At 66.5% G+C, this 21321-nt stretch carries 16 protein-coding genes; 6 read left to right on the top strand and 10 right to left on the bottom strand.

Going from position 1 to position 21321, the window contains the following annotated elements; translation table 11 throughout:
* Nucleotides 1-24: 24 nt before the first annotated feature.
* The 6 genes from phoB to QOL62_RS00170 are packed head-to-tail and all read right to left on the bottom strand — an operon-like array spanning nucleotide 25 to nucleotide 5535.
* The gene (gene phoB, locus QOL62_RS00195; protein WP_103728222.1) at nucleotides 25-714 is read right to left on the bottom strand and encodes a phosphate regulon transcriptional regulator PhoB; all 690 of its coding nucleotides are present in this window, start codon (nucleotides 712-714) and stop codon (nucleotides 25-27) included.
* Nucleotides 711-1412 carry a phosphate signaling complex protein PhoU gene (phoU, locus tag QOL62_RS00190; protein ID WP_103728221.1) on the bottom strand — a complete coding sequence of 234 codons (702 nt, stop codon included), beginning with the start codon at nucleotides 1410-1412 and terminating at the stop codon, nucleotides 711-713. The genes phoB and phoU overlap by 4 nt, the downstream gene beginning before the upstream one ends.
* A gap of 25 nt (nucleotides 1413-1437) precedes the next feature.
* Nucleotides 1438-2199 carry a phosphate ABC transporter ATP-binding protein PstB gene (gene pstB / locus QOL62_RS00185; RefSeq protein WP_103728220.1) on the bottom strand — a complete coding sequence of 254 codons (762 nt, stop codon included), beginning with the start codon at nucleotides 2197-2199 and terminating at the stop codon, nucleotides 1438-1440.
* A 4-nt stretch (nucleotides 2200-2203) separates the two neighbouring features.
* A complete protein-coding gene (gene pstA / locus QOL62_RS00180) occupies nucleotides 2204-3091 on the bottom strand; it encodes a phosphate ABC transporter permease PstA (protein ID WP_283404763.1) in 888 nt (295 codons plus the stop codon).
* Nucleotides 3084-4457, bottom strand: coding sequence for a phosphate ABC transporter permease subunit PstC (pstC, locus tag QOL62_RS00175; RefSeq protein WP_283404762.1), 1374 nt, complete (start codon nucleotides 4455-4457; stop codon nucleotides 3084-3086). Before pstC ends, pstA begins: the two co-directional genes overlap by 8 nt.
* A 31-nt stretch (nucleotides 4458-4488) precedes the next feature.
* Nucleotides 4489-5535: a substrate-binding domain-containing protein gene (locus QOL62_RS00170; RefSeq protein WP_283404761.1), complete on the bottom strand. Its 1047-nt coding sequence runs from the start codon at nucleotides 5533-5535 to the stop codon at nucleotides 4489-4491.
* 456 nt (nucleotides 5536-5991) lie between these two features.
* On the opposite strand from QOL62_RS00170, the gene QOL62_RS00165 reads away from it, so the two are divergent.
* Nucleotides 5992-7464, top strand: coding sequence for an OprO/OprP family phosphate-selective porin (locus tag QOL62_RS00165; RefSeq protein WP_283404760.1), 1473 nt, complete (start codon nucleotides 5992-5994; stop codon nucleotides 7462-7464).
* A gap of 19 nt (nucleotides 7465-7483) precedes the next feature.
* Here QOL62_RS00165 and QOL62_RS00160 read toward each other — a convergent pair whose 3' ends face one another.
* The gene (locus QOL62_RS00160) at nucleotides 7484-8470 is read right to left on the bottom strand and encodes a sensor histidine kinase (RefSeq protein ID WP_379502047.1); all 987 of its coding nucleotides are present in this window, start codon (nucleotides 8468-8470) and stop codon (nucleotides 7484-7486) included.
* Between the two features lie 301 nt (nucleotides 8471-8771).
* Between QOL62_RS00160 and zwf the strand changes: the two genes are divergently transcribed.
* The 5 genes from zwf (at nucleotide 8772) to QOL62_RS00135 (ending at nucleotide 16572) form a co-directional block, all read left to right on the top strand.
* Nucleotides 8772-10214: a glucose-6-phosphate dehydrogenase gene (gene zwf / locus QOL62_RS00155; protein WP_103728214.1), complete on the top strand. Its 1443-nt coding sequence runs from the start codon at nucleotides 8772-8774 to the stop codon at nucleotides 10212-10214.
* Nucleotides 10215-10350: 136 nt separating this feature from the next.
* Nucleotides 10351-12165: a phosphogluconate dehydratase gene (gene edd, locus QOL62_RS00150; protein ID WP_283404758.1), complete on the top strand. Its 1815-nt coding sequence runs from the start codon at nucleotides 10351-10353 to the stop codon at nucleotides 12163-12165.
* Complete coding sequence (locus QOL62_RS00145; protein WP_283404757.1) at nucleotides 12162-13139, top strand: glucokinase; 978 nt, start codon at nucleotides 12162-12164, stop codon at nucleotides 13137-13139. Before edd ends, QOL62_RS00145 begins: the two co-directional genes overlap by 4 nt.
* Nucleotides 13139-13765, top strand: coding sequence for a bifunctional 4-hydroxy-2-oxoglutarate aldolase/2-dehydro-3-deoxy-phosphogluconate aldolase (gene eda / locus QOL62_RS00140; RefSeq protein ID WP_103728211.1), 627 nt, complete (start codon nucleotides 13139-13141; stop codon nucleotides 13763-13765). Before QOL62_RS00145 ends, eda begins: the two co-directional genes overlap by 1 nt.
* Nucleotides 13765-16572 carry a phosphoenolpyruvate carboxylase gene (locus QOL62_RS00135; RefSeq protein WP_283404756.1) on the top strand — a complete coding sequence of 936 codons (2808 nt, stop codon included), beginning with the start codon at nucleotides 13765-13767 and terminating at the stop codon, nucleotides 16570-16572. The genes eda and QOL62_RS00135 overlap by 1 nt, the downstream gene beginning before the upstream one ends.
* Before the next feature lie 39 nt (nucleotides 16573-16611).
* Here QOL62_RS00135 and QOL62_RS00130 read toward each other — a convergent pair whose 3' ends face one another.
* Genes QOL62_RS00130 through QOL62_RS00120 form a run of 3 tightly spaced genes read right to left on the bottom strand, consistent with a single transcriptional unit; the run spans nucleotide 16612 to nucleotide 21288 of the window.
* The gene (locus QOL62_RS00130) at nucleotides 16612-17670 is read right to left on the bottom strand and encodes an NAD(P)H-dependent flavin oxidoreductase (RefSeq protein WP_283405105.1); all 1059 of its coding nucleotides are present in this window, start codon (nucleotides 17668-17670) and stop codon (nucleotides 16612-16614) included.
* The gene (locus QOL62_RS00125) at nucleotides 17670-18980 is read right to left on the bottom strand and encodes a glycoside hydrolase family 130 protein (protein WP_233203775.1); all 1311 of its coding nucleotides are present in this window, start codon (nucleotides 18978-18980) and stop codon (nucleotides 17670-17672) included. The genes QOL62_RS00130 and QOL62_RS00125 overlap by 1 nt, the downstream gene beginning before the upstream one ends.
* Nucleotides 18952-21288, bottom strand: coding sequence for a glycosyltransferase family 4 protein (locus QOL62_RS00120; protein ID WP_283404755.1), 2337 nt, complete (start codon nucleotides 21286-21288; stop codon nucleotides 18952-18954). Before QOL62_RS00120 ends, QOL62_RS00125 begins: the two co-directional genes overlap by 29 nt.
* Nucleotides 21289-21321: the final 33 nt, after the last annotated feature.

The following is a 21321-nucleotide window of genomic DNA, read 5'->3' as shown; positions in this document are numbered from 1 at the left end:
CGGTTTGTCACCGATCAGGCCGGGTCAGCCCACGTCCATCGCGTAGCCGGCTGCGCGGACCGTGCGGATCGGGTCCGTCTCGCCGTCGCGGTTGATGGCCTTGCGCAGGCGGCGGATGTGCACATCGACCGTGCGTTCGTCGATGTCGCTATCCATGCCCCACACCCCGTCGAGGATCTGCTGGCGCGATACGACCCTGTTCGGCCGCTCCATGAAGTAGCGCAGCAACCGGAACTCCGTCGGCCCGAGGTGGAGCGGTTCGCCGCCACGGCGGACGCGGTGGCTGGCGGCATCGAGCTCAAGGTCGCCCCACGCGAGGACGTTGCCGGCCAGCGAAGGGCGCGCCCGGCGCAGCAGCGCCTCGATCCGCACCATCAGTTCGCGCGGGGAGAACGGCTTGGTGACATAGTCGTCCGCGCCCGTCTTGAAGCCCCGGATCATGTCCTCTTCCTCGCCGCGGGCGGTGAGCATGATGATGGGGACCTGCGCGGTTTCCTTGTCCTTGCGCAGCTGGCGGCAGACTTCGATCCCGGGTACCTGCTCGATCATCCAGTCGAGCACGATGGCGTCGGGCACCTGCTCGCGCACCATGACCAGCGCTTCCTCCCCGTCGGGCGTGGAGCGGACGTTGTAACCCTCCGCGCTCAGGTTCCAGGTCAGCAGCTCGCTGAGTGCCGCATCGTCTTCGACAACGAGGATGGAGGCCGCGCTCATGACAGCAGCCCCGACGACGTGTCATCCGTCAGCGAGTCCCGCTCCGTGCAGTACTCGCCGGTCGCGGCGTAGTAGACCATTTCCGCCACGTTGGTGGCATGGTCACCGATCCGCTCCAGGTTCCGCGCGATGAAGAGCAGTTGCGCGGCACTGGTGATCGTCGCAGGGTTCTCCATCATGTGCGTCAGCAGCGAGCGGAACAGCGTGTTGTAGAACTGGTCCAGCTTCTCGTCGCGCTTGATCACCTCCAGCGCGAGCTGCGCATCGCGCGAGCCGTAGGCATTCAGGACATCGCGAACCATGCTCTCGGCGATCTCGGCCATGGCGGGGACGAGCGTGACGGGATCGATCTTGGTTCGACCTTCCAGCGTCTTTACGCGCTTGGCGATGTTCTTGGCATAGTCGCCGATGCGCTCGATCACACCGGAGATCTTCAGCGCTGCGATGACGTCGCGAAGATCGTCGGCCATCGGTGCGCGCAGCGCGATGGTGCGCACGGCGAGCCGGTCCACCTCGGCCTCAAGAGCATCCAGCCGGGCATCGGCCGCAACGACCTGCGCGGCCAGTTCCTCGTCGTGGTGGACAAGCGCTGTTATGGCATCGCGGATGGCGACTTCGGCGAGGCCACCCATTTCGGCGACAAGGCCGCGCAGCTGCCCGATCTCGGAGTCGAAGGCCTTGACGGTATGATCGACCATGGCGTTTTCCTGTTCCCCCTCCGGCTCAGCCGTAGCGGCCGGTGATGTAGTCCTTGGTGCGCGTTTCGCGCGGATTGGTGAAGATCTGGTCAGTCTCGCCGTATTCCACCAGGCTGCCGAGGTGGAAGAAGGCGGTGCGCTGCGAAACGCGGGCGGCCTGCTGCATCGAGTGCGTGACGATGACGATCGCGAAGCTTTCCTTCAGCTCGTCGATCAGTTCCTCGATGCGGGCGGTGGCGATCGGGTCCAGCGCGGAGCACGGCTCGTCCATGAGGATAACCTCGGGGCTGACAGCGATGGCGCGCGCGATGCACAGGCGCTGCTGCTGTCCACCCGAAAGCGCGGTCCCGGCGTCCGTCAGGCGATCCTTCACCTCGTCCCAGAGGCCGGCCTTGCTGAGCGCACGCTCGACGATGCCGTCCATGTCGGACTTGGAGTTGGCAAGGCCGTGGATGCGCGGACCGTAGGCGATGTTCTCGTAGATCGACTTGGGGAACGGGTTCGGCTTCTGGAACACCATGCCGACGCGCGCGCGCAGCGCGACCGAATCCATGCTGGGCGCGTAGATGTCTTCGCCGTCGAGCAGGATCTGGCCGTCCACGCGGGCGCCGGCAATCGTGTCGTTCATGCGGTTGAGCGTGCGCAGGAACGTCGACTTGCCGCAGCCCGACGGGCCGATGAAGGCCGTGACGATGCCGTTGTCGATGTCGATCGAGACGTCGTTGATCGCCTTCTTCTGTCCGTAGAAGACGTCGACGTTGCGGGCTGTGATTTTGGCTTCTGTCATGTCCCTACCAGCGGACTTCGAACTTGTTGCGAAGATAGATGGCCAGACCGTTCATCGCGAGCAGGAAGACGAGCAGCACGATGATGGCGGCGGAAGTGTTCTGCACGAAGGCCTTGTCGATCTCGTCCGACCACAGGAAGATCTGCATCGGCAGCACGCTCGACGGGGCCGTGAGGCCGTCTGGTGGCGTGACGACGAAGGCGCGCATCCCGATCATGAGCAGCGGCGCGGTTTCACCCAGCGCACGGGCCATGCCGATGATCGTGCCGGTGAGGATCCCGGGCAGCGCCAGCGGCAGGACGTGGTGGAAGGTGGTCTGCACCTTGCTGGCGCCGATGCCGTAGGCAGCCTCGCGGATGGAGGGCGGAACCGCCTTGATCGCGTTGCGGCCGGAGATGACGATGACCGGCATCGTCATCAGCGCCAGCGTGAGGCCGCCGACGAGCGGCGAACTGCGCGGCATGCCCAGCGTGTTGATAAAGACCGCAAGGCCCAGAAGGCCGAAGATGATCGAGGGCACCGCCGCCAGATTGTTGATCGACACCTCCACCCACTCGATCCAGCGGGTGCGTGGCGCGAACTCCTCAAGGTAAATGGCCGCGAGCACGCCCATCGGGAAGCTCAGGAGCAGCGTGACGAACATGGTCAGCAGCGACCCCTTGGCCGCGCCCCAGACGCCGGCCACGCTGGCATCGGTCGAGTCGGAGCCGGACAGGAATTGCCAGTCCAGACCGCCGAGGCCGTTCTTGAGCATGATGAAGAGCAGCAGCGCCAGGAACGACAGGCTGAGCACGATGGCGCCAAGACCGATCAGCTTGAACCGGCGTTCGGCGGCGTGGCGCCGTGCAAGGCGCCTGGCCGCGGCGGGCGAATTCCAGTCGGACTTACTCATAGGCTTCGCGGAACCGCTTCACGACGCGCAGGGCGACGATGTTGAGGATGAGGGTGACGACGAACAGCACCAGACCCAGCGCGAAGGCCGACAGCGTCTTGGGGCTGTTGAACTCCTGGTCGCCCGTCAGCAGCTGGACGATCTGGTACGTGACGGTCGTCATGGAAGCGAAGGGATCGGCCGTGAGGCGCGCGGCAGCGCCCGCGGCCATCACCACGATCATGGTTTCGCCGATAGCGCGGCTGATCGCGAGCATCACGCCGGCGACGATGCCGGGCAGCGCGGCGGGTAGCAGCACCTTCTTGATGGTTTCCGAACGCGTCGCGCCCAGCGCCAGCGAACCGTCGCTCATGGCGCGCGGCACGGCGGCGAGCGCATCGTCCGCCATCGAGGAGACGAAGGGAATGATCATCACACCCATCACCAGACCGGCGGCCAGCGCGCTTTCGGTCGATGGGTTGTTGACGCCGACGGAGGCCGCGAAGTCGCGGATCATCGGCGCCACGGTCAGCGCGGCGAAGTACCCGTAGACCACCGTCGGAATGCCCGCGAGGATCTCCAGCATCGGCTTGATCCAGCGGCGGATGCGCGCACTGGCATACTGGGTGAGATAGATTGCGCTCATCAGGCCCAGCGGGATTGCCACGACCATGGCGATGATCGCGCCGATGTAGATCGTACCCCAGAACAGCGGCACCGCACCGAACTTGTCGGAGAGATTATCGCCGCCCGCGCTCGCCGGGGACCAGTGGGTGCCGGTGAGGAACGCGATCGGCGACACGTCCTTGAAGAACAGCCCCGCCTCGAACACCAGCGAGGCGACAATGCCGAAGGTCGTCAGGATCGCCAGCAACGAGGCCGCGAGCAGGACCGCCAGCACGGCGCGCTCGACATGCGTGCGGGCCTGGAAGTCAGGCCGGACGCGGGTGAAGCCATAGGCCCCGCCGGCAAAGGCAGCGAGGAGCACGATGGCCGCGCCGATCAGGCTGAAGCGCGTCTGGGCTTCCCGGATGGGTTCGGCCAGGGCCTGTGCCTCGGGATTGAAGGCGACGGCGGAAGGATCGGCGGCGATGGCGTGCGCTTCGGCCAGGATCGAACCGGCCAGGAACGGATCGGCCGGCAGCGCCTGCGCCGCGGGGCTGGCAAGCACCACGCCCTCGACAAGCCCGGGCATGATGACCTGCCACACCCCCCAGACGAGAAGCGCCGGAACGAGGATCCACAGCGCGACATGCCAGCCGTGGTAGCCGGGCATCGAGTGCATCGACCCGCGGCCGGTGTAGAGCAGCCTCGCCCGGCCGCGCGCGGCGTACCAGCCGACCAGGCCAAGGCCGAGCACGGCCAGTAGAACTGCGGTGAGAATCATATCCGGCCGCCGGCCCTTTCCTGTGCCTGGGTTACTTCAGCCCTGCCGGCTCGAGCACCGCCATGGTGGCCACGACCTGCGCGTTCTTCGCGCGCACGTCCGCCGGCGAGATGACCATGCCCTTCTTCTGGAGCAGCCCGTCCGGATCCCAGGACTTCGCCCACTCGGCGACATAGCCCTGCAGGCTCTTGATCGGGCCGAGGTGCTGCTTCTTCACGTAGATGTAGAGCGGACGGGCACCCGGATACGAGAAGTCCGAGATGGACGCGTAGGTCGGCATGATGTCGGACATGGGGATGCCCTTCAGGCTGTCCGGGTTCTCTTCGAGGAAGGAGAAGCCGAACACGCCGATCGCCTTGGGGTTCTGCGAGATCTTCTGGACAATCAGGTTGTCGTTCTCACCGGCGTCCACGTAGGCGCCGTCCTCGCGGATGTTGTGGCAGGTCGCCTCGTAGCGGTTCTTGTCCGTGTCCTTCAGCGCCTTGGTGGCGTCATCGGTTTTGCAGCCGGCTTCGAGGATCAGTTCCTTGAGGGCGTCACGCGTGCCGGAGGTCGAGGGCGGGCCGTAGACGAGGATCGGCTCGGCCGGCAGCGACGGGTTGACGTCCTTCCAGGTCTTGGCGGTGTTCGGCTTCCCGAACGGTGTGGCCGCGATCGCCTTGTAGACGTCCAGAGGGGTCAGCTTGAAGCCCGGACCCTTCTTCGATTCGGCAAAGGCGATGCCGTCGATGCCGACCTGGATCTCGACGATCTCCTTGACGCCGTTCTTCTGGCACTCCTCGTACTCGGACTTCTTCATCCGGCGGGATGCGTTTTCGATGTCCGGATGCTGGGCGCCGACGCCCGCGCAAAACAGCTTCATGCCCGCGCCCGTGCCCGTCGCCTCGATGACCGGGGACTTGCCGCCCGATGCCCGCGCATAGCTTTCCGAAACGGCGGTGGCGAAGGGGTATACGGTCGACGAGCCGACGGCCCGCACGAAGTCGCGCGACGCTGCGGAGGATCCACCCGAACCACCGCAGGCACTGAGTGCGCCGACGGAGACAGCGGCGAAGATGAAGGTCTTGAACGAACGCATTGGCAAACCCCTTGGGCTTTTATCTTGGGAGGGCCCCTATTAGGCTTCGATGACACTTCCATGACGAAGGCGTGACATTGCCGGGGCACCCCGCAAATAATCCCGCGCCGGGACAGCCGAACGCGGGCCGTAAGATCCTGCCTGGGCGGGTTTCCCCTACCCGACAGGGACATGCGTAGGACGCCGGGTGTACGTGCGGGCAGAAACGATGGCAAGCGTGCTTGCAGCGACTGCGACGAGGAGCTGCTTCTGAAAAGGGGCGGTTTCACCGCGTTCACAGTGTTTCGGATTTGCTTCCGAAATGTTTCCCTTCGGCCCGGCCTCGCTGTAGGCACAAGCTCTGCACCCGACGGCCGGGGAGAGAAGGAAGTCTCGAAAGTGTCATTTCATCGTCATTTTCAGGTCATAGTAGCCCCTCGCGAGACATCCGAGCCGTTGCGAGAGACTTTCCGACCCATGCGCACTATCGTTGCCGGAGCTGCCGTAGCAGCCACCTTCATGGGGCTGCCCGCCTACGCCCAGTCGCCAGCGGAGCAATCGTCTTCCGGACAGCCGATGGGAGCGCAGGAGGCGGACGCCCTGCGCGCGGAGGTCCGCGCTCTGCGGGCACGACTCGAAGCGCTGGAAAGCCGTCTGGGCAGTGCAGCTCCGGCACAGGCCGCAGCCGCACCGGCCGACGATACGACCCCGCCGGACCCGTCGTCCCCCGCCCCCCCGCTCGCCTCTTCCGAAGTAGGAACCGGAGCAGCGGCCGGCGGAGGAAAGACCGCGAAGGAAGAGACGGCGATCGCCTGGAAGGGCAGCCCCAACTTCACGCAGGGCGACAAGGCTTTCAAGGTCAAGGGACGCATCCAGGCCGACGCCAATTATGTCTCCGCGCCGGACAGCCTTGACGATCAGGGCCTTGGCTTCAGTACTGAGATGCGCCGCATCCGCCTGGGCGGCGAAGGCAAGCTTTCCAGCCAGTTCTCCTACAAGCTGGAACTGGAACTGTCGGACAACGCCGTCGATCTGGTCGACACCTTCGTGACCTTCAAGGACGGGCCCTGGCAGGTCCAGCTGGGCAACCAGAACGCCTTCTGGTCGCTCGACGAACTCACCGGGGACACCACCGGCAGCGTCATGGAGCGCGCGGCCTTCACCGACGCCTTCAACTTCGAGCGCCGGCTCGGCATCGGCGCGCAGTACGGCAAGGGTGCGTGGCTGGCGCAGCTGGGCGTCTTTGCTGACGACATCGGCGCTCTCGCCAACAGCAGCGACGGCCCGGAAGGCGGCGACGAGAACAACAGCTACTCGATCGACGGACGCCTCGTCTACGCGCCGAAGATCGGCGACATCCAGGTCCACGTGGGCGGCTCGGCGCATTGGCGGCGGCTTGGTCGCCTCGCCGATGCGACCACCCGCTACCGCCAGCGGCCCTACGCCCACTCCACCAACACCCGCCTGATCGGGACGCCCGAGATGAATGTCAGCCGCGAGACGATGTACGGCGCGGAACTCGCCGCCATCGCAGGCCGCTGGCACGGAGCCGCGGAATTCTACAACCTCACCGCCAGCCGCGTCGGCCTGCCCTCTGTATCCTTCCAGGGTGCCTATGCCGAAGTCGGCTACTTCCTCACCAAGGGCGATACCCGCGGATACAAGGGCGGCATCTTCGCCGGCAACGACCCCGCCCGGCCGCTGGACGAGGGCGGTCCCGGCGCGATCCAGGTCAACCTGCGCTACGACTGGCTGGACCTGAACGACCGGGACATTCGCGGAGGCACGCAGAACGGCTACATCGTGGCGCTCATCTGGTCGCCGATCCAATACCTGCGCTTCAACCTGAACTATGCCCTGCTGCAGTATACCGGCGCACGTGCGCTGCCTTCCGGCGATCGCAGCTATGACGCGAACGTGATCGGCACCCGCTTCGAACTGGACTTCTGATACGGGCTGCGGGGGCGGATCAGTCCTTGCGCAGGGGCAGCATCAGCGAGGCGGTAGTGCCCCGGCCCGGCCGGCTTTCCAGGTCGAAGCGCCCGCGATGGCGCTCGACGATGTGCTTGACGATGGACAGACCCAGCCCCGTACCGCCGACGGCGCGGCTGCGGCTGGTGTCCGCCCGATAGAACCGCTCCGTCACGCGCGGGAGGTGTTCGGGCGGGATGCCCTCGCCCTCGTCCCGCACGGTGACGAGCACCCAGCCGGTGCTCGCGGCTTCGACCGCGACTTCGACCGGGCCGTCCGGCCGCGCGTACTTGCGGGAATTGTCGATGAGGTTGCGCAGCACCTGGGACAGCTGCCCCCGGTCCCCCGCCACCAGCGCCTCCCGGCAGTTCTCCCGCACCGCCACTTTCGCGCCGTCGCGGAATTCGCCGGCCACCTCGTGCGCCAGGGCGACCATATCGACGGTGTCGGACGGCACCTCGTGCTTGACCGCCTCGATCCGCGACAGCGACATGAGATCGGAGATCAGCGACTGCATCCGCTGCGCCTCGTGGCGGATCGTGCCGAGGAAGCGGTTGCGCAGCGCCTCGTCATTGCCGGCCTTGGGGTTCATCAGCGTCTCGCAATAGCCGATCACGCTGGCGAGCGGCGTGCGCAGCTCATGGCTGGCATTGGCGACGAAATCGGCGTGGGACTTGGCCACGCTGATGCGCTCGGACAGATCGTATAGGCTCACGAGACGTTCGTGGGGGCCGATGATCTTGCAGTCGACCTCCCACATCGACCCGCCGGTGGAGAGCCCCTTCACCTGTGCGCGACCGCCCTCCTGGCTCAGGATCGTGGCCACGGCGCGCGGTTCGCGTATGGCGATCCGCACGTCCTGCCCCACGATATGCGCGCCCAGCAGAGACTGCGCCGCCGCGTTGGCGAAGCGCACCTGCCCACGCGCGATCATCATCGCCGGGGTCTGCAGGTGTTCGAGGAGGTGCACGCCCTCGCTGTTCATCGGTTCTCTCTCGCTCTGCGCGTTGCCGTGGTGGCTGCGCGTCGCGTGACATGCTTCAGCGACACTGGTGTTGCAACATTCGTATTCACGCGGAGCGAAAAGACGCTCGGCAGCCACGTCTGGCGGCACGGCGGCGGCAAAATCATTGCATCCGCATCCAAGCAACCTAGCCTTGGCGCCGGGGGTTTGTTATGTGAAAACAGCGTGGGTCGCGTGCACTAGTGGACGAATACCACCGAACCTCTGGGTATATGCATCACGGCTGTGAGGAGGAGCGCAGCCGACCGATGGAAAGGCAACCGTGACGCAATTCACTTCCGATCGCCTGCTCCTTTTTGGCGCAACCGGCGATCTTTCGCGCAGAATGCTCCTCCCCTCGCTCTGTGCCCTGGACGCCGAAGGGCTCCTGGGCCAGGACGTCGAGATTATCGGCACCGCCCGTTCCGATTTCGACGATCAGGGCTTCCGCAACTTCGCGCGTGAAGCGCTTGAGCAGTTCCTGCCCGCCAGCCGGCGCGGCAGCATGGCTCAGTTCCTGAACCGGTTGACGTACCAGCCGCTCGACGCGAACGACGCCGACAGCTTCAAGGCTCTCGCACAGAAGGTCGGCACGCCCCGGGAGGGATTGTCGATCTTCCTTTCCACCGCGCCGAGCCTGTTCGAGCCCACCATCCAGGGCCTCGAAAAAAGCGGGCTGACCGGGGAAAAAGTCCGCATCGGGCTGGAAAAACCGCTCGGCGTGGACCTTGCCTCCAGCAAGGTCATCAACGACGCCGTCGCCCACGCCTTCCCTGAGGAGCGGATCTTCCGCATCGACCATTACCTCGGCAAGGAAACGGTCCAGAACCTCCTGGCGCTGCGCTTCGCCAACCTCATGTTCGAACCGCTGTGGAACGCCGCGCATATCGATCATGTGCAGATCACCGTTTCCGAAACGGTGGGCCTGGAATCGCGTGTCGCCTACTACGATGACAGCGGCGCCCTGCGCGATATGGTCCAGAACCACATGCTGCAGCTCCTCGCGCTTGTCGCCATGGAGCCGCCCGTCTCGTACAATGCGACCAGCATCCGCAACGAGAAGGTCAAGGTCCTTCACTCGCTGCGCAAGGTCCGCCCGGAAGAAACCGTGACGGGCCAGTACCGCGCGGGCGCGATCACGGGGCAGGCCGTGCCCGGCTACGACGAGGAACTGGGCAAGGATTCCAGCACGGAAACCTTCGTCGCCATCAAGGCCTTCATCGACAACTGGCGCTGGCAAGGCGTGCCGTTCTACATGCGCACCGGCAAGCGCCTGCCCAAGCGCTCCACGGAGATCGTCGTTCAGTTCCGGAAGGTTCCGCACTCGATCTTCAACGGGCGCGGCGCCAAGACCGTGCCAAACCGGCTCGTCATCGGGATCCAGCCGGAAGAGAACATCACCCTTTCGCTAATGACGAAGGTGCCCGGGCTGGACCGCAACGGCTACGGCCTGCGCTCCACGCCGCTCGCCATCCTCACGCCTGACGCCTTCGCCGATCGCCAGCGCCGCATCGCCTACGAACGGCTGCTGCTCGACCTGATCGAGGGCGACCAGACCCTCTTCGTCCGCCGGGACGAAGTGGAAGCGCAGTGGGAATGGATCGATGCAATTCGCGCCGGCTGGGAGGAACACCAGCAGGAGCCCAGAACTTACACTGCGGGAAGCTGGGGCCCGTCGGCTGCGATTGCCCTTGCCGAACGCGATGGAGTGACCTGGCACGAGTGACCGTTCGTGCCCATGTCCAGTTTTGCATGTGCCAAGCCCGCATAGGGCACAATATAGCGATTGACACCGGTTACCATCCCCCTGCAGAGGCGGGACGGGAGCAAAGCCGGATGTCGCGAATGATCAGGAGCAGACCATGACCAACCTCCACCCGGTGGTCGCGCGCGTCACCGACCGCATCATCGAACGATCCAGGGACAGCCGCTCGCGCTATCTCGACATGATCGCCCGCGAGACCGACCGGCACTCCGATCGCAGCTTTCTTTCCTGCTCCAATCTTGCCCATGGCTTCGCAGCCGCTGGCGAGGACAAGGCGACGATCGCCGGCACCCGCGCGGTGAACATCGGCATCGTCACCGCCTACAACGACATGTTGAGCGCGCATCAGCCTTACGGCCGCTACCCTGAACAGATGAAGCTCTTCGCCCGGGAAGTCGGCGCGACCGCACAGGTGGCTGGCGGCGTCCCGGCCATGTGTGACGGCGTCACGCAGGGCTTCGACGGGATGGAACTGTCGCTGTTCAGCCGCGACGTCATCGCGCTGTCCACCTCCGTCGCGCTCAGCCACGCGATGTTCGACGGCATGGCGCTGCTCGGCATCTGCGACAAGATCGTGCCCGGCCTCGTCATCGGTGCGCTGCGCTTCGGCCATTTACCGGCGATCTTCGTTCCGGGCGGTCCGATGCCGACCGGCATCTCCAACAAGGAAAAGCAGAAGGTCCGCCAGCTCTACGCGGAGGGCAAGGTCGGCCGCGAGGAACTGCTGGCAAGCGAAAGCGCGAGCTATCACTCGCCCGGAACCTGCACCTTCTATGGCACCGCCAACTCCAACCAGATGATGATGGAGATGATGGGCCTGCACATACCCAACGCCGCCTTCGTCCCGCCCAACACGCCGCTGCGCACCGCGCTCACCCGCGCCGCCACGCAGCGGCTCGCCGCCATCACCCGCAAGGGTGAGGACTACCGCCCGATGGCGAGGGTGGTGGACGAAAAGGCGATCGTGAACGCCATCGCCGGCCTTCTTGCCACCGGCGGCTCCACGAATCATGCCATCCACCTGCCCGCGATGGCGCGGGCAGGCGGTATCCAGATCACCTGGGAGGATTTCGACGAACTGTCTGCCGTGGTGCCGCTCATCACTCGCGCCTATCCGAACGGCGCGGGTGACGTGAACCACTTCCACGCGGCGGGCGGCATGGCCTGGGTCGTGCGCGAACTGCTTGGCGCGGGCCTGGCCCATGCCGACATCCTGACCGTGGCAGAAGGCGGCATGAGCGCCTACGCCGATGAACCCGTGCTGGTCGACGGCGAACTCGCGTGGACGCCGGCCCCGGCCGTCAGCGGCGACGACACGATGCTACGGCCGGTTTCCGCTCCGTTCCTGCCGGACGGCGGCATGCGCCTGGTCCAGGGCAATCTCGGCCGCAGCACCTTCAAGACCAGCGCGGTCGACAAGGAACGTTGGACCATAGAAGCGCCCTGCCGCGTCTTCGACGATCAGGAAGGCGTCGCCAAGGCTTTCAAGGCGGGCGAGCTTGATCGCGACGTCGTGGTGGTCGTCCGCTTCCAGGGCCCGCGCGCCAATGGGATGCCCGAACTGCACAAGCTGACGCCGCCGCTGGGCGTGTTGCAGGACCGGGGCCACAAGGTCGCGCTCGTCACGGACGGGCGCATGTCGGGCGCGTCCGGCAAGGTACCCGCCGCCATCCACGTAACGCCAGAGGCGCTCGCCAACGGGCCGCTCGCCTACCTGCGCGACGGCGACATCGTCCGTCTCTCGGCCGAGGACGGCACCCTTTCCACCACCGCCGACCTGTCCACGCGCGACCCCGCACCGCCGCCGCCTCCCGCGTTCGGCACCGGGCGCGAGCTCTTCGCCATGTTCCGCCTCAACGCCTCCAGCGCCGAGCACGGCGGGTCCTCCATGCTGGAGGTCGCCGGCCTGTGAGCACTGAGATCGTCACCGTCGATATCGGCGGCACGCACGCACGTTTCGCCATCGCGACCATTGCCAACGATGGGCAGATCACGCTGGCCGAGCCTGCGACGCTGCACACCAAGGACCATGGCAGTTTCCAGCTGGCCTGGCAGGCCTTCCGGGATCTCCAGGGGGGCACCCTTCCTGAGGCGGTCGCCATGTCGGTTGCCGGCCCGGTCGGCGATGAAGTGATCCGCTTCACCAACAACCCCTGGATCCTGCGCCCGGCACGGATCCAGGAGATGCTCGGCCCCAGGCGTCAAACCGTCGTCAACGACTTCGAGGCGGTCGGCCACGCCGTTGCCACGGCGGATGAGGGCGACTTCCTCCACCTCACCGGACCCGAAGGCGCGCTGCCCGCAACCGGTACACTGAGCGTGCTCGGCCCCGGCACGGGCCTTGGAGTGGCGCATCTCTACCGCGACGGTCGGGGCGGCTATCACGTCCAGGCGACCGAGGGCGGGCACATCGACTACGCGCCACTCGATGTCATCGAGGATGCCATCCTCGCCCGGCTGAGAAAGCGCCACAACCGCGTATCGGTGGAGCGCGTGGTCTCCGGCCCGGCCATCGTCGACATCTACGAGACGCTCGCCGCCATGGAGCACAAGGCAATCTACGAGAAGAGCGACGTCGAGATCTGGACCGCCGGCACGTCGGGCGAGGACAGCCTTGCCGCCGCGGCGGTGGACCGTTTCTGCCTCGCTCTCGGCGCGGCGGCGGGCGACTACGCCCTCGCCCATGGCGCCAGCGGCGTCGTCATCGCCGGCGGGCTTGGCTACCGCATCCGCGAGACGATCTGCTCGTCCGGTTTCGCCGAGCGTTTCCGCGCCAAGGGTCGCTTTGCCGGCCTGATGGCCAGGATGCCCGTCAAGCTCATCACTCATCCGCAGCCGGGCCTCTTCGGCGCTGCGGCCGCCTTCGCCAGGGAGCATCTTCAGTAATGACCACGCAATCCGAAGCCGTCGAAAAGGTCATGCGCCTCGCCCCGGTCATCCCGGTGCTGGTGATCGAGGATATCGAGCATGCACGGCCGATCGCCGAAGCGCTTGTCGCCGGGGGGCTGCCCGCGCTGGAAGTGACGCTGCGCACAGACTGCGCGCTTGAGGCCATACGGGTAATGAAGCAGGTACCGGGCGCCGTCGTCGGCGCTGGCACCGTTCTCACGCCGGACGACCTCAAGCGCTCGGTCGACGCCGGAGCCGAGTTCATCGTCTCCCCCGGCCTGACGCCGAACCTCGCCGAAGCCGCCTACAAGTCCAAGATCCCTTTCCTGCCGGGCACCGCTAACGCCAGCGACATCATGTTCGCGCTCGAATGCGGGTTCGACCGGCTGAAGTTCTTCCCCGCCATGGCAGCGGGAGGCCCGTCGGCGCTCAAGGCCATTTCCGCTCCCCTCGCCGCCGCGAAATTCTGCCCGACGGGTGGCGTCACGCCGCAGAACGCGCCGGAATGGCTGGCGCTCGATGCCGTAATCTGCGTCGGCGGAAGCTGGATGGTGCCCAAGGGCAAGCCGGACGTGGCGCAGATCGAGGCCGCCGCTCGCGCTGCTGCGGGGCTCGCGCGCTGATGGGCGCCGGGGGGCAGCCGGCGCTGCGCACGGTGGACCAGCTGACGGCGCGCCTGCAGGAACTGCACAAGCTCACCGCCACCAGCCCGCTGTTCAACCCGGTGTTCCAGCTTGGCCTGGAACTGTCGCGGTTGCTGGAAGACGGCAGCATGGCGCTTGACGACATCGAAGCGCTTGTCGCCGAGATGGAGTGCGAGGGGCTGCGCGCCCGGGCCGCCCGGCTTGATCGGATTCTCGGCACCCTGCCTCTTGGGGAAAACGACAGGGCGCTGGACCAACTGGCCGACGAGGCCGGGGACGACGACGATTTCAACGCCTTCGCTGCCCGGTGGCAGCGCCCAGCGGCGCATGTCGTCTTTACCGCGCACCCCACCTTCCTGCTCAGCGCCGCACAGAGCGAGGCGGTGGCGGTCTCTGCCTCCAGCGGAGACTTCAGTGACGCCTCGGTCTGCGCGGCCTCTTCCGGGCGTGACACGATCACCCTCGACTACGAGCACGCCGCCGCCATGGCCGCCCTCGCACGAGGCCAGAAGGCGCGTGACCGGATGAACGCCCGCCTGCTCGACAAGGCCGCCGCGCGCTGGCCGAAGCGGTGGAAGGGCCTCAGCCCGATGCCTGTGCGGTTCGCGCATTGGGTCGGCTACGACATGGACGGGCGCACGGACATCTCGTGGTCCACCTCGATCCGCTACCGGCTGGAAGAGAAGGCCCAGCGCCTCGAAGGCTATGCCACGGCGCTGGACAAGGCCGCGCCCGACATCGCGCAGCAGCTTGCGCGTGCCCACGCCCACACGGCCGAGCTGGCAAGTGCCTTCAGCCAGGATCTCACCGATCCCGACGCGCTGTCCGCCGCCGCGAACGGCCTGACCGCCGATCACGCGGACAAGATCGTCAGTCTCGAACCCATCATCGCCCGGCTTGAGGAAGAGGCGCGCCACGCCGATCAGGCGCAGGCCCGCGCCCTCCTCGTCACCGCCGCCGCAATGCGGGCCGATGGTCTTGGCATGGGCTGGATTCACTTCCGCGTGAACGCCTCCCAGCTTCAGAACGCGATCCGCCGCCGCATCGATCCGGACGGCAAGCTCAGCCTCGCCAGCCAAGCGGCGCTGGTGCGGATGCGTGAACTGCTTGCCGAAGTGAAGCCGCTCCGCTCCAACTTCGCCGCGCTCGCGATCGAGAATTCGACCGCCGTGCGCCAGTTCCTGGCGATGGCCCAGATCCTTGGCCATATCGACGGCGATGCGCCGATACGGATGCTCGTGGCCGAGTGCGAAGAACCGACGACGGTGCTCGCCGCGCTCTACTTCGCCCGCATGTTCGGGATCGACGACAAGGTCGATGTGTCGCCGCTGTTCGAAACGGAAAGTGCGCTGGAACACGGCGGCCGCTTCCTCGACGCCGTGCTGGCCGAACCGGCCTATCGTGACTATGCGCGCAAGCGAGGCCGCGTCTCGATCCAGACCGGCTTTTCCGACGCCGGCCGGTTCGTCGGCCAGGTGCCCGCCGCGCTCGCGATCGAGCGTCTGCAGGGCCGCCTCTCCGAAGCCATGGCCGCCAACGGCCTGTCGGACGTGGCCGCGCTGATCTTCAACACCGGCGGCGAATCGATGGGGCGCGGCTGCCATCCCTCCAGCATCGACGACCGGTTCCACTGGCAGATGTCGCCATGGGCTCGCCGGCGCTTCCTGCGCGCAGGCATCCGGCTGGAGCCGGAAGTCAGCTTCCAGGGTGGCGACGGCTACCTTTGGTTCGGCTCGGACGAACTTGCGCTGGCAACGCTCACCCGCATGGCCGAACGCCCGCTGTGGGAAGCGGATGTCGATGCACCCACGGACCTGTTCTACCGCCGCACCGATCTCAGCCTCGATTTCTACCGCGCCATCCGCGCGGTCCAGCACCAGCATCTTGAAAGCGCGACTTACAGCCGCGCAATAACCGCGTTCGGCCTGGGCCTGCTCAACGACACCGGCAGCCGCAAGTCGCGGCGCCAGTCGGATCTCGCGTCCGACCGCACGATGAGCCTGAGGCAGATCCGCGCCATTCCGCACAACGCCATCCTCCAGCAGCTTGGCTACCCCGTGAACGTCATTGCCGGCATCGGCACGGCGGCGGACGGCAACCGCGAGGAAATCGCGGCGCTGCTGCGGGAAAGCGCGCGCGGGCGGCAGATCGTGCGCCTTGCCCGCGCCGCCAACGCCCTCGCCTCGATCAAGACTGTCTCGGCCTATGGCGAGCTGTTCAATTCGGCATACTGGGCCAGCCGCCCCTATCGCGGTGGGGAGGAGACCATCGCCGACGCCTGCCTCAAGCTGGCCGAATACCTCACCAAGGACGACCGGACCGGGGTCTACCGCCGCCTCGCCTCAAGGCTTCGCGTCGATGCCTTGAAGCTGCACCGGCTGCTCGAACTCATCCCGGACGAAGCACCCCTGAAGGACCGGGAGCACACGCGCCGGTCGCTCGGCGTGTTGCAGGCGCTGCGGATCGCGCTGTTCCAGCACATGTTCCTGCGCGCGGTCATGGTGCCACAGTTCAGCCGCGCCAACGACATCAGCCGGGAGGACGTGCTGGAGATGTTCTTCACCCTGCGGGTGGAGGACGGGCTGGCGCAACTGCGCCGCGCCTTTCCGGTGCATTTCCCATCGATCAACGATTTCGCGGTGGACGCGCCGAGCGACTACCCGGATTCAAGCGCGACGGGGTACGCACAGATCCACAAGGACTTCATCGATCCCATAGCGCGGTCCTATGCGCTGTCCCTGCGGATCACCACGGCGCTCGCGAACGAATTCGGCGCTCACGGCTGAGTTGGCGGCGCAGCCTGTCGCGCGGGGGCTTTGGGTCCGTCAGCGGCGGGCGGCGTGCAGTTCGGCGCTGAGGGTCGCCACGAGCTGGGCGGCGGGCATGGCGCGGGCCAGCGGCGCACCCTGTCCGGCCCAGTGCGCGCCGAAACCATGCTCGCCTTTCGCCTTGGCGGCGGCGTTGAGCGCCTTGCCCGCATCGTAGGCGATGGGATAGTCCGGTGGCCGCCGCTCCCCCACCTGCGCGGAAAGCGCGGTGAAGCGGTTTGCCAGCGCCCGGGCGGGTCGGCCGGAGACAAGCTGCGTCAGTGTCGTCTCGTAAGCGCCCGGCCCCATCAGGGCCGCGCGGTACGATTCGTCGGCAGCCGATTCCGGACAGGCGACGAAGGCGGTGCCGAGTTGTGCGGCAGCCGCGCCCAGGTCCAGTGCCGCCGCGATGCCCGCACCGTCCATGATCCCGCCCGCCGCGATGACGGGAAGCCCGGTTTCACGGACAAGCAGCCGCGTCAGCGCCACGGTGCCGAGCTGCGGGTCTGTTGCCGCGGGATCGAACATGCCACGGTGGCCGCCCGCCTCGATACCCTGCGCGATGATTCCGTCCAGCCCCGCCGCCTCGATCGCCCGTGCCTCGGCAAGGTTGGTGGCGGTGGCGAGGAGGAGCACGCCGCGTTCGTGCAGGGCGGACACAGCCTCCGCGTCCGGCAGGCCGAAATGGAAGCTGGCCACGGCGGGCGCCGCCTCGACGACGAGAGCCAGCAGTTCGGCATCTTCGGCCAGACTCGCGTAGGGCGACTGCAGGGCGGCGGGCGGCTCGACCCCGAATTCCACGAAGAGGGAGCGCAGCCAGTCCAGCCAGCCCGCCTCCCGTTCGGGATCCGCCACCGGAGCCTGATGGACGAAGAGGTTGAGGTTGAAGGGCCGCGTGGTACGGGCCCGCAGTTCGTCGATGGCTACACGGGCATCGGCCGCGTTGCTTGCCCCCAGGGCGATTGAACCGAGCGCTCCCGCGTTGGAGACTTCGGCCGCCAGAAGCGGCGTGCTCGTGCCTGCCATCGGGGCCTGTATCAGGGGCAGGTCCAGGCCAAGCCGCTCCAGCATCGGGATCACTCCATAAGGCCCAGCAGGCCGTCGATCTCGCAGGTTGCAAAGCCCACGGTACTATCGGAAATGCCATAGGGGATCAGCAGCCGCTCACCCACCTTCAGCGCGCCGCACGTATAGATCACGTTGGGCACATAGCCGGACCTGTCGGCATTCTCAGCCGTGAGCACAGGTTCGGTGGTGCGGGCCAGGACCTTGCTCGGGTCGTCCCGGTCCAGCAGGGCGCATCCCAGCGAATACTTGCGCATCGCCCCCACGCCGTGCGTGAACAGGAGCCAGCCCTCATCGATCAGGATCGGGCTGCCGCAGTTGCCGATCTGGATGAATTCCCAGGGAAATTTGGGCTCCATCAGCAGGATGCCGTCGTCATCCCAGACGTTGAGCTGGTCCGAACGCAGGAGGAACAGGTTCTTGCCGTCCTGCCGCCCGACCATGGTGTAGCGCCCGTCGATCTTCTCCGGAAACAGGGCCATGCCCTTGTTGCGTCCCGCCTTGCCGAGGATCGGCTCCAGATCGAAGCGGCGGAAATCCCGCGTGCGCAGGAGTTCGGAACGGATCGAACTGCCGGAATAGGCGGTGTACGTGCCGACCCACTCGTAATCGCCCCCGCCATGGTCGAAGCGCACCAGCCGCAGGTCTTCCAGTCCGCCGCGCTGCTGCTCGGTGATGGGGAAGATGACGGTGTTCGATAGACTGGAGTCCGCATGGCGATGCACCGATACGCAGCAATCGGCGTCAACCAGTTCCTCCTCGTCCAACTCGACCGACGTCGCGAAGGCGGCTTGGGGCCAGAGGCGGAAATCGCCGTCGCACTCCGCGATACCTTCGCGAAAAGCGATGGAACTGATGTGCCCCTCGCCCACTGCCCGCAGCGACATGATGAAGCGCACGCAATCGTCCTGCAGACCGGACTGGTCCGGCGAAGGGACGATCGAGGGATTCATCAGTGCCGCCGCCGCGAACGTGTATTCGTGGCAGAAGTACGAACCGATCAGCCGCTGCTTCGTCTCCGAGTAGTCTGCCGGATCGAGCGCGAGATTTGCCGCCACTTCCTTGAAGCGTTCGGCAAAGATGCACTCCGTCTGCCAGTGTCTCTCCTTGAAGTCGGCAAGGACACGCGCATACTCGAGCCGCGCACGCTCCTCACTGAGCGCCGCCACGTCCAGGACCAGCCGCATGGCGCGACCGTCACGGGCGTTCTTTGCCTGCCAGCCCAGGTGGAACGGGCGGATGACCACTCGTGAGGGGTCAGCGTGCAGGCGCGTGTCGAATATGCGTAGCGGTTCAGACCAGGCGTTTTCGGGCCGGTTCAAACAGTCCTCCTTCCCCTGGGCGGGGCGTCGATGACGTGACCAGTTCCATGAGCGCATAATGCGACAACTGGAAGGCCAGGATCGATTCCGCGCCACAATTCGTGTTGGCGCCACGCGGGGTCACGCCGTCGCGGCAGCGGCCCGTGGCGAGGTCGGCGAGCACGACCCCCCGATCGTTGCCGCCGAAGAACCAGCGCCAGGCGATCATCGCATGCTTGCGCCAGAAGGCGCCGCCAGTCGCGCGCCAGGCGGTGCGGGCTGCTTCCACCGCCGCCTGCGCCTCAAGCGGCTGCTGGTCGAACGGCAGGTAGCTGTGCGCCTTGTGGAAGCTTTCCGATCCGATCGGGCGGAACTGGCCTCTTGCCGAGACCTGCTGCGCACAGATCCACTGCAGGGTTTCAAGTCCTGCACCGATCCAGTGCTCCTGCTCCATGGCAATGCCCGCTTCGATCAGCGCCTGGGACAGGCGCGGGTTGTCGTAGCCGAGCACGGCCTCGAACCAGGCCCAGTCGGGACGGCGCCCTTCACCCAGAAGGCGCATCAGGAAGTCGCCGCCGCGTTCAACCAGCGCGCGCGATGCGGCATGGGCCGGGTCGCGGCGCAACACCGCGCAGGCGCCCAGCATGGCGAAGGCGGTGGCGCGGGGGGAACCGAGGGCACCGACAGCCTGAATGACATCGTCGTACAGGCCCTGCGCCCAATCCGCGAGGCCGCGGTCGCGGGACAGCTCGATCGTTTGCCCGAGAGCCCAGACCGCGCGGCCGTTCGAATCTTCCGACCCCTCGTCCTCGCACCAGCTGCGGTCGAAACGCATGAAGTTGCGGAAGCGCTTCAGGTCCGGATTCCACGCGGACTGGATGAAAGCGGCGTAGGCCAGGCTCCACTTCATCCTCTCGCCAACCGAGATGCCCTCGGCCACGTTCATCAGCATGAGCGCACGCGCGTTGTCGTCCAGGCAGTAGCCGTGGCGGCGATCCGGCACGACACCCACGGAATGCTGGAGCATGCCCGTGGCATCGCTCATCGCCAGCACGGCGGACAACCCGGGGATTGCCGTCACCGGCGGCACGACCGGTTCAGGTGCCACGGCCTTGGTCACCAGCTGGGCCGACGCGCTGGCGAACCGCGGCCAGATCGTTTCGCGGCCCCGCGCATAGGCGCGGCGCTGCATCGCCGTCATCGCTTCCGGATCATCGAGCAGGGTAATGACAGCCTGCGCGATCGTGTCGCTGGAGTTCGGCTCGATCAGAAGGCCGGCGTCGCTGGCCAGCAGTTCGCGCGCATGGACGTAAGGGGTGGAAATCACCGCCTTGCCCAGGGCAACGGCATAGCTCAACGTACCCGAAGTCGCCTGCTGCAGGCCCGGATAGGGCGTGAGATAGATGTCGGATGCTTCCAGCTGGTCCAGCAGTTCGTCCGTCTGGAGGAACCGGTTCTCCCAGCCAACATGATCCGCGACGCCAAGCTCGCGCGCCAGCGCTTCGAGGCTTTCGCGGTAGGCTTCACCTTCCGCAGCCACCAGGTTCGGGTGAGTGGCGCCGACAATGCGATAAAGCACCTCCGGGTGGCGGGCGACGATCTTCGGAAGTGCCCGGATCGCGTGCTCCAGGCCCTTGCCTGGACCGATCAGGCCAAAGCTCATGAGAACCTTGCGCCCTTCCAGCCCGAAGCGCGCCTTGAACTCGTCCTGCCGGCCGAAAGGACGGTCGGGAGCGCCATGCTCGATCACTTCGATGAGGCCCGCGCCCGCCTCGTAATGCGAGATCAGCAGATCGCGGGCGCGGCTGGACATCACCATGATCCGCGAGGCGCGGGTGATGAGGTGCCGCATGATCGCGCGCTGCCGCTCCGACGGCTCGCTCAGGACAGTATGCAGGGTCAGCACCAGCGGCGCGGCGAGGCGGTCCACGAAGTGGGTGACCATCTCGCCATCGGGGCCGCCGAAGATGCCGTACTCATGCTGGAGCCAGACCGCATCGACACCAGCCTCGTTGATGCGGCGCGCGGCGCGGGAATAAGCTTCGGGATCGTCACAGACGATGGTGCTCGCGACGCCCTCGTAGCTCAGGGGCCGGCGCGGATCGTCAAGCGCGTGAACATCGACCGTAATCTCGGGGTGGTAGGCCCCGAGCTTCTCGAAGATGTCGGTCGTGAACGTCGCTATGCCGCACTTGCGCGGAGCGAAGTTTCCAATGAGCGCGAGGCGCATGCCACGCTTGGGCGTTGCGCCGGTCGCCTCGAAGATCGAGTGGACCTCCGCCACCTCGCGGCCGAATTCGAAATCCTGAGAAAGCGGCAAGTTAGCCATTCGAACACCGTGAACGAGGGATGAACTGTTGCA

The organism is Novosphingobium panipatense, assembly GCF_900182875.1.
GTDB lineage: Bacteria > Pseudomonadota > Alphaproteobacteria > Sphingomonadales > Sphingomonadaceae > Novosphingobium > Novosphingobium panipatense.
This window is presented reverse-complemented; position numbering and strand designations above follow the sequence as displayed.